The 12,857-nt window shown below is 71.0% G+C and carries 13 protein-coding genes; 1 reads left to right on the top strand and 12 read right to left on the bottom strand.

Features of this window, described 5'->3' with window-relative positions:
• Positions 1-31 precede the first annotated feature (31 nt).
• From IE99_RS0113100 to ahcY (IE99_RS0113075), 6 genes are all read right to left on the bottom strand, one after another.
• Positions 32-2,071: a substrate-binding and VWA domain-containing protein gene (locus tag IE99_RS0113100; RefSeq protein ID WP_245623182.1), complete on the bottom strand. Its 2,040-nt coding sequence runs from the start codon at positions 2,069-2,071 to the stop codon at positions 32-34.
• Positions 2,072-2,225: 154 nt separating this feature from the next.
• Positions 2,226-2,402, bottom strand: a complete 177-nt coding sequence (locus IE99_RS31840) for a hypothetical protein (RefSeq protein ID WP_157610257.1) — start codon at positions 2,400-2,402, stop codon at positions 2,226-2,228.
• Between the two features lie 95 nt (positions 2,403-2,497).
• Entirely contained in the window at positions 2,498-2,746 is a 249-nt protein-coding gene (locus IE99_RS0113090; protein ID WP_157610255.1) for a hypothetical protein, read from the bottom strand.
• Positions 2,739-3,026: a type II toxin-antitoxin system Phd/YefM family antitoxin gene (locus IE99_RS31140; RefSeq protein ID WP_084219469.1), complete on the bottom strand. Its 288-nt coding sequence runs from the start codon at positions 3,024-3,026 to the stop codon at positions 2,739-2,741. Before IE99_RS31140 ends, IE99_RS0113090 begins: the two co-directional genes overlap by 8 nt.
• Before the next feature lie 57 nt (positions 3,027-3,083).
• Entirely contained in the window at positions 3,084-4,340 is a 1,257-nt protein-coding gene (gene ahcY / locus IE99_RS0113080; protein ID WP_030168971.1) for an adenosylhomocysteinase, read from the bottom strand.
• Between the two features lie 326 nt (positions 4,341-4,666).
• Positions 4,667-6,097 (bottom strand): adenosylhomocysteinase, encoded by a 1,431-nt coding sequence (gene ahcY, locus IE99_RS0113075; RefSeq protein WP_030168968.1) that lies wholly within the window; start codon positions 6,095-6,097, stop codon positions 4,667-4,669.
• A gap of 110 nt (positions 6,098-6,207) precedes the next feature.
• Between ahcY (IE99_RS0113075) and IE99_RS0113070 the strand changes: the two genes are divergently transcribed.
• Positions 6,208-6,582, top strand: coding sequence for a MerR family DNA-binding transcriptional regulator (locus IE99_RS0113070; protein ID WP_051712454.1), 375 nt, complete (start codon positions 6,208-6,210; stop codon positions 6,580-6,582).
• Here the strand turns inward: IE99_RS0113070 and IE99_RS0113065 are convergent.
• From IE99_RS0113065 to IE99_RS0113040, 6 genes are all read right to left on the bottom strand, one after another.
• Entirely contained in the window at positions 6,537-7,211 is a 675-nt protein-coding gene (locus IE99_RS0113065) for a response regulator (protein WP_030168962.1), read from the bottom strand. The two genes, IE99_RS0113070 and IE99_RS0113065, sit on opposite strands and share 46 nt — an antisense overlap.
• A gap of 18 nt (positions 7,212-7,229) precedes the next feature.
• A complete protein-coding gene (locus IE99_RS29110; RefSeq protein ID WP_030168959.1) occupies positions 7,230-8,759 on the bottom strand; it encodes a sensor histidine kinase in 1,530 nt (509 codons plus the stop codon).
• Between the two features lie 413 nt (positions 8,760-9,172).
• Positions 9,173-10,123 carry a cation diffusion facilitator family transporter gene (locus IE99_RS0113055; protein WP_030168956.1) on the bottom strand — a complete coding sequence of 317 codons (951 nt, stop codon included), beginning with the start codon at positions 10,121-10,123 and terminating at the stop codon, positions 9,173-9,175.
• On the bottom strand, positions 10,120-11,265 hold the full coding sequence (locus tag IE99_RS0113050) for an SIS domain-containing protein (protein ID WP_030168953.1): 1,146 nt from the start codon (positions 11,263-11,265) through the stop codon (positions 10,120-10,122). The genes IE99_RS0113055 and IE99_RS0113050 overlap by 4 nt, the downstream gene beginning before the upstream one ends.
• Complete coding sequence (locus IE99_RS29105; RefSeq protein WP_037559337.1) at positions 11,262-11,444, bottom strand: Trm112 family protein; 183 nt, start codon at positions 11,442-11,444, stop codon at positions 11,262-11,264. The genes IE99_RS0113050 and IE99_RS29105 overlap by 4 nt, the downstream gene beginning before the upstream one ends.
• A 5-nt stretch (positions 11,445-11,449) precedes the next feature.
• Positions 11,450-12,805 carry a phosphomannomutase/phosphoglucomutase gene (locus tag IE99_RS0113040; protein ID WP_030168950.1) on the bottom strand — a complete coding sequence of 452 codons (1,356 nt, stop codon included), beginning with the start codon at positions 12,803-12,805 and terminating at the stop codon, positions 11,450-11,452.
• Between the last annotated feature and the right edge of the window lie 52 nt (positions 12,806-12,857).

The raw sequence follows: 12,857 nt of genomic DNA, 5'->3' as shown, positions 1-12,857 counted from the left end.
GGAGCCGTTCGTGTCTCCCACCGCTCGGACCTCAGAAGTTGGAAATGACGTCGGCGAAGATGTCGTCGATATGGCGGGGGTCGCGGGCGTCGTAGGAGCGGGCCTCGGTCTGTTCGGAGATCTGGGTGAGGACGGACTGGTCGGCTTCCTCCCCATAGCCGACGGTGAAGACGCGGACGGATTCGGAGCGCGGACGGTCGAGCCGCGCAAGAAGGTTGGGAAGTGTGAGACTGGGCTGGCTGCGCTCGTTCTTGCCGTCGGTGAGGAAGACGACGGCGTTGATGGCGTCCGGGGACTGTGTGGTGCGCATGCGGTCGAAGGCCGCGGCGGCGGTGTTGTAGAGGCCGGTTCCGCCGCCCGCGGTGAGAGCGTCGATCTCCTTGCGGAGCTTCGGACCGGTTCGGGAAAGGGGGCCGGGCGGCACGAGTTCGCGGTGGTCACGGTCTCCGTCCAGGTGTGAGGAGAAGGACCACAGGCCGACGCTGTCGTCCGGGCGGAACTGGCCGAGTGAATTGAGGGCTGCTTCCTTGGCGAGGATCAGCCGGGATTTGCCCGTGCCCGCGACATTGGCGTCCATGGAGCCGGACTTGTCGATGACCAGCAGGACGTTCGCGCGTTTGCGCAGCTCCGACCAGCTCTTCAGCACGGCGTCGACGACGGCGGGGCTGAACTGGTTGAGCATGCTGATCGGCCGGTCGGTGGACACACCGTACTCCGGAACGGAGAGCGGCCCCGGCCGACCCTGGTGATCACGGTAGCCATATCGCTGGAACACCGCCTGAGAGGCGGGCGAGCGCAGATAGCGGAGGAAGTCGGCGGCGACCGCCTTCCTGTCGTTGTCCATCCAGCCGAGCTGGACGTAGGGATGGTCGGAAGAGTACGTCCCCTCGTTCGGATAGAGGGCGATGAGCCGGGTGCGGGGGCGGGGCCTCTTGCCGTAGCCGGCGGGGTCACCGGCGGGATTGCCCCGGTTGTAGTCGATGACGGACCGTTCCTCGGCGGCCACCGCGGAGATATAGGCCATGGCCTGGCCACGCTCGTCGGCACGGCGCAGGTTCTCCATGAACGTCTCGGCGATGTTGCCGTAGTGCACGACGGATCGTTCGACGGTCTTCACGAAGTCCCGCACCTGCGGCCGGGCGATGTCGGCGACCGTCATGTCAGAGGTGTTGCCGGTCGCAGCGAAGTAGGCGGCGAGGGTGGCGTTCAGCCCGGAGGTGGAGAAGTTCGGATTGGTCTTGCCGAGCTGGAACCGCCCCCACTCGGGGTGGCCGCGAGCGCCCCAGCCTCGGGGGTCGCGAGCCAGGTCCGCGACGTCCTTCCAGCCGATGCCCTTCTCCGGCCAGCCCAGAGCACGGGCCATCGGCTCGGGCATCGCGATCGACAGGGGGCTGGTGACGATGGCGGGTTGATTCCCCTCGGGGACGGGACCCGGCTCGCCGCGCTTGGAGACCTGCTGCCGGTAGAGAGTGATCCAGATCGACGAGACCGGGCTCCACACGTCCGGCCGGACGCCGTGCGAGCTCGTGGTCCAGCCATCCGCCAGCGCCTGTACGGCTTTGCCCGAGTTGAGGGTGTCGATAACGACATGTCCGCACAGGTCGCCGATCTGCCGCCCGTCGTACTTCCGTGCCAGTTCGCGGAGCACGTGGTCCTTGCCCTGGGACGACGCCACGCGGATCGTGACCTTCCGTCCTACGCATTCGTCGTCCACCGCGGACAGTGCCGCGAGGTAGACCGCGAGTCCGCCCAACTGGACGACGAGCGTCCCGACGAGCAGCGGGACCAGCAGCCGCCCGCGTCGCAACCTGGCCCCGTCGCGCAGCGCCGCCCCCAGCGCCCGAACCGACTCCCACCAGTCCCGGAGTTCTCGTCCCTCGATGCGATCCAGCTGCCGCTGCAGCGCCCAGCCGAGCAGCGTCGTGAGGGTCGTCAGGACCAGGGTGAACGACAGCACGAGCACGAGTCCGGCGCCCCGCTGGTCGCCGAGGTCACTGGACACCACGCCGATGAACACAGTGATGACGGCGTAGCCGACAAGGAGCAGCACGGCCCGCCAGATGATCCGCACCCGGACATCATGGCGGGATCGCTTCGTCCAGAAAAGCCCCTGATGTCGCGCCGGCCTACGCGGCCACTGCCATCGGCGCGCGGTCAGGAGCCCAGGCTCAAGGAGGTCAGCGACAACCCACCACCCGAAGCCTGACCTCCCCGGTGGGACGGCATCACGGGCGCAGCAGCACCTTGATGGCGCGGCGCTCGTCCATGGCCTTGCAGCCTTCGGCCGCCTGCTTCTGGGCGAAGAACAGTTCGTCCACCGGCAGCAGCACGTCGTGGGCCACACCGACGACCCACGTGACCGCCAGGGCGGGTGGAGCCGGGCGGCCGCCAGCACGCCGCACAGGCCGACCGCACCGTCCCCGACGACCGCGACGGTACCGCCCTAAGCACCACGCCGGCGAGACATCCTGCACCGGCGCCCCCGCCCGGGCACCCGTCAGCTGTCGGGATGCACGTTGTTGATCACAACGGTCTCTCCCATGACCAGGTAGTAGACGGTGACATCGTCGCGGACGACGACGTAGTGGGCATGCTCCAGGCCTTCGATTCCCAGCGGCTTCGCGTCGGGCGGGATCGGGTCCGTCAGCAGCGACATGATCACCAACCGCATCGCGGTGCGATAGCGCGGCGCCATGCCCATGATCTGCAGGCGGATCGCTCGAGGGACGACGAGTTGATCAGGCAAGCCAGTCCCCTGAAATGACCTGCTCACGGGTGTAGACCTCATAACCCGGCGGGGTCTCACCGGCGTCCAGGTAGGCCTTGATCCGACCGGCTTCCTCATCCGCATGCCTGGCGGCGCGTTCACGGCGAAGCTGCTGGAGTTCCTGCCATTCCTCCTCTCTGACCAGCACCACCGGATCCTTGCCGTTCTTGGTGATCCGCGGATGCGACCGGCCGTGAACCACCGAGGCGTGCAGGTCCCCGAGGCAGTTGCGGGCTTCCTTGATCGGATACGAATCCATACCGAAAGCATAGTGCGCAGAGCGTACAGAGTGCACACTTTTGCAAGCACGACAGGGTCAGGAGCCTAGGCGCCAGGAGCTGAGGTAGTCCTCTTGGTCGGGGGTCAGGGTGTCGATCGCTATCGACATCGAGGCCAGCTTGAGGCGGGCCACTTCGGTGTCGATGGCCTCGGGGACGTCGTGGACGGCCGGGGCCAGGGTCTCGGCGGCCTTCGCGAGCCAGGCGCAGGTGAGGGCCTGGTCGGCGAAGGACATGTCCATGACGGCGGCCGGGTGGCCTTCCGCGGCGGCCAGGTTGACCAGACGGCCCTCCGCCAGGAGGACCAGGCGGCGGCCGTCCGCGAGGACGTACTCGTCGGCCTGGGGGCGGACGCCGCGATGCACATCCACGGCCATCTCTTCCAGGGCCCGGACGTCGATCTCCACGTCGAAATGACCGGAGTTCGCGAGGATCGCGCCGTCCTTCATCACGGCCAGATGGGAGCCGTTCACCACCTCGCGGTTGCCCGTGACGGTGATGAACACGTCGCCGTGCGGGGCGGCCTCCGACATGGGCTGGACGGCGTAGCCCTGCAACGCGGCGTCCAGGGCCTTCACCGGGTCGATCTCGGTGATGACGACGCGGGCGCCAAGGCCGCGGGCGCGTTCGGCCAGTCCCCGGCCGCAGTAGCCGAAGCCCGCGATGACGATGGTCTTGCCGGCGAGCAGGGTGTTCGTGGCCCGGATGATGCCGTCCAGCGTCGACTGGCCGGTGCCGTACCGGTTGTCGAACATGTGCTTGGTGTCGGTGTCGTTCACCGCGACCATCGGGAAGCGCAGCGCGCCCTCGCGCGCCATCTGGTGCAGCCGGATCACGCCCGTCGTCGTCTGCTCGCAGCCCGCCCTGACCGTGCCCAGGAGGTCGGGGCGGTCGATGTGCAGCGTGTTGACCAGGTCGCAGCCGTCGTCCAGGACGAGGTCGGGCTGCGTTTCGAGGGCCTGGTGGATGTGGGCGTAGTAGCCCTCCCGGTCGGTGCCCGCCCGCGCGAACACCTCCGCCCCGTACTCCTCGACGAGCGCGGCGGCGGTGTCGTCCTGTGTGGACAGGGGGTTGGACGCGGCGAGCGCCACACTCGCGCCGCCGGCCTGGAGCGTGCGGATCAGCCCGGCGGTCTCGGTGGTGATGTGCATGCACGCGGCGACGCGGAGGCCGTCCAGGGGGCGTTCGGCGGCGAACCGCTCCCGGATCTGCCGCAGGACGGGCATGCCCCGGTCGGCCCACTCGATCCGTTTGACGCCGTCCCAAGCGAGCGAGGCGTCCGCGATGTCACTCATGCAACCCCTAAGCCGAGCCGCCGGGCGGGACACCCGCCCGGCGGCATCGATGACCATCTGGAACAGCCCACGGTCTCAGCGGGCACCTCGGCCCCCAACGACCCGAACCGTTGCGATCGCGAGCGAAGCCGGATTCGAGCGAAGCAAGAATCTGATCGCGCAGCGAGCCGCTAGGCGAGTCGAAGCGATACAGCGATCGCACGCGGCGCCCGCTGAAGGAAGGCGCTCTAGCGCCTGACGCCGAGGGCGGTGCAATGGACACGGCGATCGCACGCGGCGCCCGTAGAAGGAAGGCGCTCTAGCGCCTGACGCCAAGGGCGCCGCAATCAATAACGGTAGTGGTCGGGCTTGTAGGGGCCTTCGACGTGGACGCCGATGTAGGCGGCCTGCTCCTTGGTGAGCTCGGTGAGCTTGACGCCGAGGGCGTCGAGGTGGAGGCGGGCGACCTTCTCGTCGAGGTGCTTCGGCAGGACGTAGACGCCGATCGGGTACTCGTCGGGCTTGGTGAAGAGCTCGATCTGCGCGATGACCTGGTTCGTGAAGGAGTTGGACATCACGAAGGACGGGTGGCCGGTGGCGCAGCCGAGGTTCATCAGGCGGCCCTCGGCGAGGACGAGGATGGAGTGGCCGTCGGCGAAGCGCCACTCGTGGACCTGCGGCTTGATCTCGATCTTCTCGATGCCCGGGGTCCTGGCGAGCCCGGCCATGTCGATCTCGTTGTCGAAGTGCCCGATGTTGGACACGATCGCCTGGTGCTTCATCCGGGCCATGTGGTCGGCCGTGATGATGTTGAAGTTGCCGGTGGTGGTGACGAAGATGTCGGCGGTCTCGACGACGTCCTCGAGGGTGGTGACCTGGAAGCCGTCCATCGCGGCCTGGAGCGCGCAGATGGGGTCGATTTCCGTGACGATGACGCGGGCGCCCTGGCCGCGGAGGGCGTCGGCGCAGCCCTTGCCGACGTCGCCGTAGCCCGCGACGACCGCGACCTTGCCGCCGATGAGGACGTCGGTGGCGCGGTTGAGGCCGTCGATGACGGAGTGGCGGCAGCCGTACTTGTTGTCGAACTTCGACTTGGTGACGGAGTCGTTGACGTTGATCGCCGGGAAGGCGAGGGTGCCGGCCTTCGCCATCTCGTAGAGGCGGTGGACGCCGGTGGTGGTCTCCTCGGTGACGCCCTTGATCTCGGCGGCGGCGGCCGTCCAGCGGCCGGGCTTCTCCGCGATGGTGCGGCGGAGGGTGTCGAGGATGATGGCCCACTCCTCGGGGTCGTCCGCGGAGGCGGTGGGCACGGCGCCCGCCTTCTCGTACTCGGCGCCCTTGTGGACGAGGAGGGTGGCGTCGCCGCCGTCGTCCAGGATCATGTTGGGGCCGGTGCCGTCGGGCCACTGGAGGGCCTGGTCGGTGCACCACCAGTACTCTTCGAGGGTCTCGCCCTTCCAGGCGAACACCGGGACGCCCTTCGGGTCCTCGACGGTGCCGTCCTTGCCGACGACGACCGCGGCGGCGGCGTGGTCCTGGGTGGAGAAGATGTTGCAGGACACCCAGCGGACGTCGGCGCCGAGCGCGACGAGCGTCTCGATCAGCACGGCCGTCTGGATGGTCATGTGCAGCGAGCCCATGATCTTGGCTCCGCGCAGCGGCTGCGCGGCGGCGTACTCCTCGCGCACCGCCATCAGGCCGGGCATCTCGTGCTCGGCGAGCCGGATCTCCCGGCGCCCGAAGTCGGCCAGCGAAAGGTCGGCGACCTTGTAGTCCATGCTCTCGTTGCTCCTTGTGTCCGCGAGGAAGGGTGTCCCGCCGCATCGAGTGTAGGGGCGGCCGGGCACCCGGACGGGTATTCCTTACACAGATTTGTCAGAATTGGCGGATGCGCATCACGGAGGCCGCCCGGCGGCTCGGCACCTCACCCCGCATGCTCCGCTACCGGGAGGCGCTGGGGCTGCTGCCCGCGACCCGGGAGCCGGGCGGCCACCGCCGGTTCGGGGACGCGGAACTGCGGGCCGTCGCGCTGGGCCTCGCCCTGGAGAAGCGGTACGACATCGGTCCGGCGGAGCTGGCGTTCGGGCTGCGGGTGCTGGCCGAGCCGCAGGTGCAGGCGCGCGTCCGTGAGCTGGGCGAGCGGATCGGACGGCTGTCGCCGCCGCCCGCGCGGGCGCTCGACTTCGAGAAGGAGAAGGCGCTGCGCCTGCTGCGGCGTCAGCCGGGGCCGCCGTCGCCGGGGACGACGACGCCCGCCTCGTAGGCGAGCATGACCGCCTGGGCGCGGTCGCGGAGGCTCAGCTTGGTGAAGACGCGCGCGACATGGGTCTTCACCGTGTGCTCGCTGACGAACAGGCGCGCCGCGATCTCGCCGTTGGACAGGCCGCCCGCGATCAGGACGAGCACCTCGGTCTCGCGGGCGGTCAGGGTCGAGAGCGCCTGCGGGGGCTGCGGGCGGTTGCGCCGCTGCCGGCTGAACTCCCTGATGAGGCGTCCGGTCACCTGGGGCGCGAGGAGCGAGTCGCCGCGCGCGACGACGCGGACGGCGGCGACGAGGTCCTCGGCGGTCGCGTCCTTCAGCAGGAAGCCGCTCGCGCCGACGGACAGCGCCTCGTAGACGTACTCGTCCACGTCGAAGGTGGTGAGCACGAGGACCCGGACGTCGTCGGCGCCGGGCAGGTCGAGGATGCGGCGGGTCGCCTCGATGCCGTCCATGTTCGGCATCCGGATGTCCATCACGACGACGTCGGGGCGGCGGCGCTCGGCGAGCGCGACCGCCTCGCGGCCGTCGGCGGCCTCACCGACGACGGTGATGTCCTCCTGCGCACCGAGGAGGGCGGCGAACCCGGCGCGGACGATCGTCTGGTCGTCCGCGATCAGGACGTTGATCACCGTCGCCGCCCCCGGGTGTCAGCGGGGCGCCTCGGAACCGGATGCACGGGCGTGCCTCTCCTCTGTGTCGAGCGGAAGCTCGGCCTCCACCAGGAACCCGCCCTCGGCGGCGCGGCCGGCGGAGAACCGTCCGCCCAGCATGGTCGCACGTTCCCGCATCCCCACGAGACCATGCCCGCCGGAGGGCCCGCCGGAGGGCTGCTCCAGCCGGGTCGCCCCGGCGGGGTCGCCGTTCAGTACGGCGGTACGGGAGGGGTCGCCGTCCCGGTTCAGGATCATCGTCGGGGCGTGGGCGCCGTCGTCCCGGACCCGGACGGCGAGCCGGTCCGGCAGGAACGTCAGGTCGACGCGGACCTCCGCGCCGGGCGCGTGCCGCCGCGCGTTCGTCAGGGCCTCCTGGACGATCCGGTAGGCCGACAGCTCGACCGTCGTGGACAGCTCCCGGGGGTCGCCGTGGACGGCGAGGTCGACGTGGCCGCCGGCGCCGCGGTGCTGCTCGATGAGGTCGGGCAGCCGGTCGAGGCGGGGCTGGGGGGCCGACTCGGGCTCCGGCTGAGCGTCCGCGCGCAGCACGCTGAGCAGCCGCCGCATCTCGACGAGCGCATCGCGGGCCGTCTTCGCGATCTCCGTGTAGCCGGCGCGGGCCTCGGGCGACAGGTCCTGCATGGTGTACGGCGCGGTCTCCGCCTGCACCGCGATCATCGAGACGGAGTGCGCGACGACGTCGTGCAGCTCGCGCGCGATGCGGGCGCGCTCGCGCATGACGGCCTGCTCCCGCTGGACGGTGTTGAGGCGGGTGAGGGTCTCGCTGGTCCGCTCGGCGGCCTCCGCCTCGGTGCGCCCGGCGCTCTCCACGGCGCGGCGGGCGTCCCCGAGACCGATGGCGGCGAGGACGCCGATGAGCGCGGCCGGCCACGGCACGTCGTCCAGCGTCGAGGTGGCGAGGTACACGACGCCGACGGTCGCGGCGCTGCCCGCCGCGAGGACGCCGGTCGACTGGCGGGGCAGCAGGCGCCCCAGCGCGTACAGCGCGTACAGGGCGGCGAACGTGCTGGTGATGAGGACGCCCTGGCCGGTGAGGAGGGCCGCGGCGAACGCGCCGAGCACCATGGCCGACACCGGACGGACGAACTCGCGCCGCCAGACGAGCGGCAGCGTCGTCGCGACCGCGAACCCGAACGGGACGCTGAGCGGCGTGTCGACGCTGCGGGACAGCTCCGCGACCGCCGCGAGCGTGAGCGCGAACCCGGTCAGCGGCGCGAAGTACCACGCCGCGCGGAACTCCCGCCAGGCACCGGACCAGCGGGGCAGCGGCGCCGTCCGGGTCGCTCCCGCGCCGCCCGGTCCGGCCCCGGTCAGCCGGGCGCCGAGCCTGACCGCCAGGGGGCGCAGCAGCCGGCCGAGGCCGGTCAGCGCCCACAGCAGCAGCTGCCCGAACCCCGCGACGACGCGGCCGGACAGCCTCCACGCGTGGTGCGCGACGGCGGGCCCGAACCTCGCGGGGTCGGGTCCGGGACGGGGCGGGCCGGGGCGGTCGTCACTGCTCACCCCTCCATACTGGCCGCCGATACCAGGGTTCCGCCTCACCTCGCGGTGGTATGCGGGCGGGCTGGATCCCCCTGGAGGACGACCCCGGGTCCCTCCTTCCGGGGGACGTCCCGGGGACCGGCGCGAACGTAGTGTCTTCCCTGTGACCGCAAGGCGGCCGCCGCCGGCAAGGGGGTCCGGTGGCGCCGCCGCGGTCACACCAGAACCGCCCGGTTCAGGGGTCCGGGCGGGGAAGCATGGGAGCACCTCGCCGGACGGCCGCGGCATCCGCCTCCGCGGACGCACGCACCGGTCTCACCTGGGCTGGGGTCGACCGATCGCGGCGGCCGCCCGGCGAGGGAACCCGTGCCCCTGACAACGGCAGGCCCGGCGGACCCGAGTGGGTTCCGGCCGGGCCTTCTCCGTACGGAAGGTCAGGACGCCGGGGTCTCCGTGGCCACGGCGTCCTTGCGGTGCGCCTCGTCCAGGGCCGGCTCCAGGTAGATGAGGCGCGCCACCGGGAACTCGGCCCGGATCTTCGCCTCGGCGGCGTCGATGGCGCGGGCCACGTCGGCGGCGGTGTCGTCGTGGCGGACGGCGATCTTCGCGGCGATGAGCAGTTCCTCCGGGCCGACGTACTGGGTCCGGATGTGGATGACGTGGTCGACGTGGTCGACCGACTCCAGCGCGGCGATGATGCGCTCCTCCTGCTCGGGGTCGGCGCCCTCGCCGACGAGCAGGCTCTTGGTCTCGACCGCGAGGATGATGGCGATCACGGCCAGCAGCACGCCGATCGAGATGGTGCCGATGCCGTCCCAGACGCCGTCGCCGGTGACGACGGCCATCGTCACGCCGAACAGGGCGAGGATGAGGCCGACGAGGGCGCCGAGGTCCTCCAGCAGGACGACGGGCAGCTCGGGCGCCTTCGCGTGCCGGATGAACGAGACCCACGACTTGTCGCCGCGGACCAGGTTCGACTCCTTGATCGCGGTGCGGAAGGAGAACGTCTCCATGATGATCGCGACGATCAGCACGCCGAACGCCCAGCCCGGCGCCTTGATCTCCTCCGGGTGGGAGATCTTGTGGTAGCCCTCGTACAGGGAGAACACGGCGCCGACGGTGAACAGGACGACCGCGACGACGAACGCGTAGAAGTAGCGCTCCCGTCCGTACCCGAACGGGTGCTTGGGGGTCCGCTCGCGGGCGGCGCGCTTGCCGCCGAGCAGCAGCAGCCCCTGGTTGCCCGAGTCGGCCAGTGAGTGGATCGACTCGGCCAGCATCGACGACGAACCCGTGAAGGCGAACGCGACGAACTTCGACGCGGCGATCCCGAGGTTGGCGGCCAGTGCGGCGACGATGGCCTTTGTCCCGCCCGAAGCACTCATCTTTCGGCAATCCTCGCTTTGAGCTCTTGAATGGCTGGCACCGGGGTCGGATCGACGCCGAGTGCGATGGCCAAGTAAACCGTGACATAGTCCGCCATGGCGATCAGGGTCGCGATCCGCTCCAGCGGATGGCGCCCCTCGGCCATGATCTCGGTGACCGCCACGCCCCGGCCGCGGGCCAGTTCGAGCGACGCCTCTCGGCGCTTCGCGACCTGCGGATGCTCCTCCACGTCCCGCATGACGACGAGGTGGAGGCCGTGCTCGGCGTCGTCCTCGCGGTCGCGGAAGAAGTCGTCCGGATCGACCGCACTGGACGCGAAGTACCCGTCGAACGCCATCACCTGGTTGTGGTTCGCCTCCGGCAGCCCGCCGAACACGCCCGGGTACTTGGCGTTCTCGTTCAGCTGGCAGCACATCCGGTACGCGGCCGTCTCCGCGGACGCCGACGTCCCCCACACGAACGGAAGGTCGCCGGCCAGCTCCATCGCGATCCGCTTCGCCGGGTTCACGAACGGCTCGCTCGCCGGACGGCACCGGTGCGCGACGTCCTCCAGCAGCGCGGCCGCCGACTCCAGGACGTCGTCGGTCGTGTCCGACAGACCCAGGGAGCGGGCGGCGACGAGCAGCGGCACCGTCAGGCCCCACAGCGTCGCCCGCGGCTGGCCCACCGACCGGACCGGGACGAACGGCGCCCGGCTCTGCGCGGCGAACGCGGCGAGCGGCGAGTCGGTGCACCCGACGAACAGCAGCCGGCAGCCGCGCCGGGCGGCCTCGACGGCCACCGCGAGGGTCTCCTCGGTGCCGCCGGAGCAGGACACGGCGATGACCAGGTCGGCGGCGCCGACCCAGCCGGGCAGCGTGTACCCGCGCACCGTCATGATCGGCACGGGGCAGCCGGTGCCGCAGACGGCGGCGAGCACATCGCCGGAGATGCCTGATCCGCCCATGCCGGTCACGACGATGGCGCGGGGCCGTCCATCGTCGGCGACGGCCGCGACGCCGGCCTCCTCGGCGGCGCGCCGCGCCTCCCTGATCTGCGCCGCGGACGAGGCGACCTGGCGGAGCATCCCGCCCGGGTCGGCGTCCTCGATCGCGGCGGCGCTCTCCAGCCGGGCCGCGCCGGGGAAGAGCCCGCCGCTCACGGCGCCGGCGTCCGCGCCTCGTCCACGAGGAGGACGGGGATGTCGTCGCGCACCGGGTAGGCGTAGCCACAGGAACCGGTGCAGACCAGTTCGGCGGCGCCCTCGTCCGGACGCAGCCCGCCGCCGCAGTTGGGGCAGGCGAGGATCTCCAGCAACCAGGAGTCCAGGTTCATCGTCATCGCGATCACTTCTCCCTGACGATGGACAGGACCTCGTCGCGGATCCGGCCCATCGCCTGCTCGTCGGCCGCCTCGGCGTTCAGGCGCAGCAGCGGCTCGGTGTTGGACGGCCGCAGGTTGAACCACCAGCCGGCGTCGGTGTCGGCGACCGTCAGGCCGTCCAGCTCGTCGATGGTCACGCCGGGGCGCCCGGCGAACGCGGCCCGGACCCGCTCGGCGGCGGCGCCCTGGTCGGCGACCTCGCTGTTGATCTCGCCGGACGCCGCGTACCGGGTGTACTCGGCGAGCAGCGGCGACAGCGGCCCGCCCTGCTCGCCGAGGGCGGCGAGGACGTGCAGCGCCGCGAGCATCCCGGAGTCGGCGAACCAGAAGTCGCGGAAGTAGAAGTGCGCGGAGTGCTCGCCGCCGAACACGGCGCCGGTCTCGGCCATCGTCTGCTTGATGAACGAGTGGCCCACCCGCGTGCGGATCGGCGTCCCGCCGTTCTCCGCGATGATCTCGGGCACCGACCGGGACGTGATGAGGTTGTGCACGATCGAGGCGCCGGGGTGCTTCGCCAGCTCCCGGGCGGCGACCAGCGCGGTGATCGTGGACGGGGACACGATCTCGCCGCGCTCGTCCACGACGAAGCAGCGGTCGGCGTCGCCGTCGAACGCGAGGCCGATGTCGGCGCCCGTCTCGCGGACCTTGGCCTGCAGGTCGCGCAGGTTCGCGGGCTCGATCGGGTTGGCCTCGTGGTTGGGGAACGTGCCGTCGAGCTCGAAGTACAGCGGGACAAGGTCGATCGGCAGGCCCTCGAACACCGACGGGACGGTGTGGCCGCCCATGCCGTTGCCCGCGTCCACGGCCACCTTCAGCGGACGGATGCCGGACAGGTCGACCAGCGTCTTCAGATGGTCGGCGTACCCCTGGAGCATGTCGCGCCGGGAAACGGTGCCGGGCGCGCCGTCGTAGGCGGGGACGCCCTTCTCGACGAGCTCGCGGATCTCGCCGAGACCCGTGTCCTGCCCGATGGGCCGGGCGCCCGCCCGGCACAGCTTCAGCCCGTTGTACCTGGCCGGGTTGTGGCTCGCGGTGAACATCGCGCCCGGGACGTCCAGGCTGCCGCTCGCGTAGTAGAGCAGGTCGGTGGAGCCCAGCCCGGCCTCGATCACGTCCGCGCCCTGGGCGGTCGCGCCCCGCGCGAACGCCTCGGCGAGCGGCCCGGACGACGACCGCATGTCGTAGGCGGTCACGACCGCGCTCGCGCCGGTCACCCGCACGAAGGCCGCGCCGACCGCCTCGGCGACGGCGGTGTCCAGCTCGTCCGGCACGACACCGCGAATGTCGTACGCCTTGAAGATCTTGGCGAGGTCGCCCACTCCTGCTCCCTGTCCGATCAACCCACGGGGGTACCCGAGCCTACCGGGACGG

Origin of the sequence: Spirillospora albida (genome assembly GCF_000718255.1) — a bacterium.
In the GTDB taxonomy this organism is placed as follows: Bacteria; Actinomycetota; Actinomycetes; order Streptosporangiales; family Streptosporangiaceae; genus Spirillospora; species Spirillospora albida.
Note: the sequence above shows the minus strand (reverse complement) of the source record. Positions and strands in the feature narration are given on the sequence as shown.

Excerpts from the sequence above, each read along its gene's own strand:
- IE99_RS31140 (WP_084219469.1), bottom strand. The coding sequence starts at position 3,026 with ATGGATTCGTATCCGATCAAGGAAGCCCGCAACTGCCTCGGGGACCTG.
- ahcY (WP_030168971.1), bottom strand. The coding sequence starts at position 4,340 with ATGAGTGACATCGCGGACGCCTCGCTCGCTTGGGACGGCGTCAAACGG.
- ahcY (WP_030168968.1), bottom strand. The coding sequence starts at position 6,097 with ATGGACTACAAGGTCGCCGACCTTTCGCTGGCCGACTTCGGGCGCCGG.
- IE99_RS0113070 (WP_051712454.1), top strand. The coding sequence starts at position 6,208 with ATGCGCATCACGGAGGCCGCCCGGCGGCTCGGCACCTCACCCCGCATG.
- IE99_RS0113055 (WP_030168956.1), bottom strand. The coding sequence starts at position 10,123 with ATGAGTGCTTCGGGCGGGACAAAGGCCATCGTCGCCGCACTGGCCGCC.
- IE99_RS29105 (WP_037559337.1), bottom strand. The coding sequence starts at position 11,444 with ATGACGATGAACCTGGACTCCTGGTTGCTGGAGATCCTCGCCTGCCCC.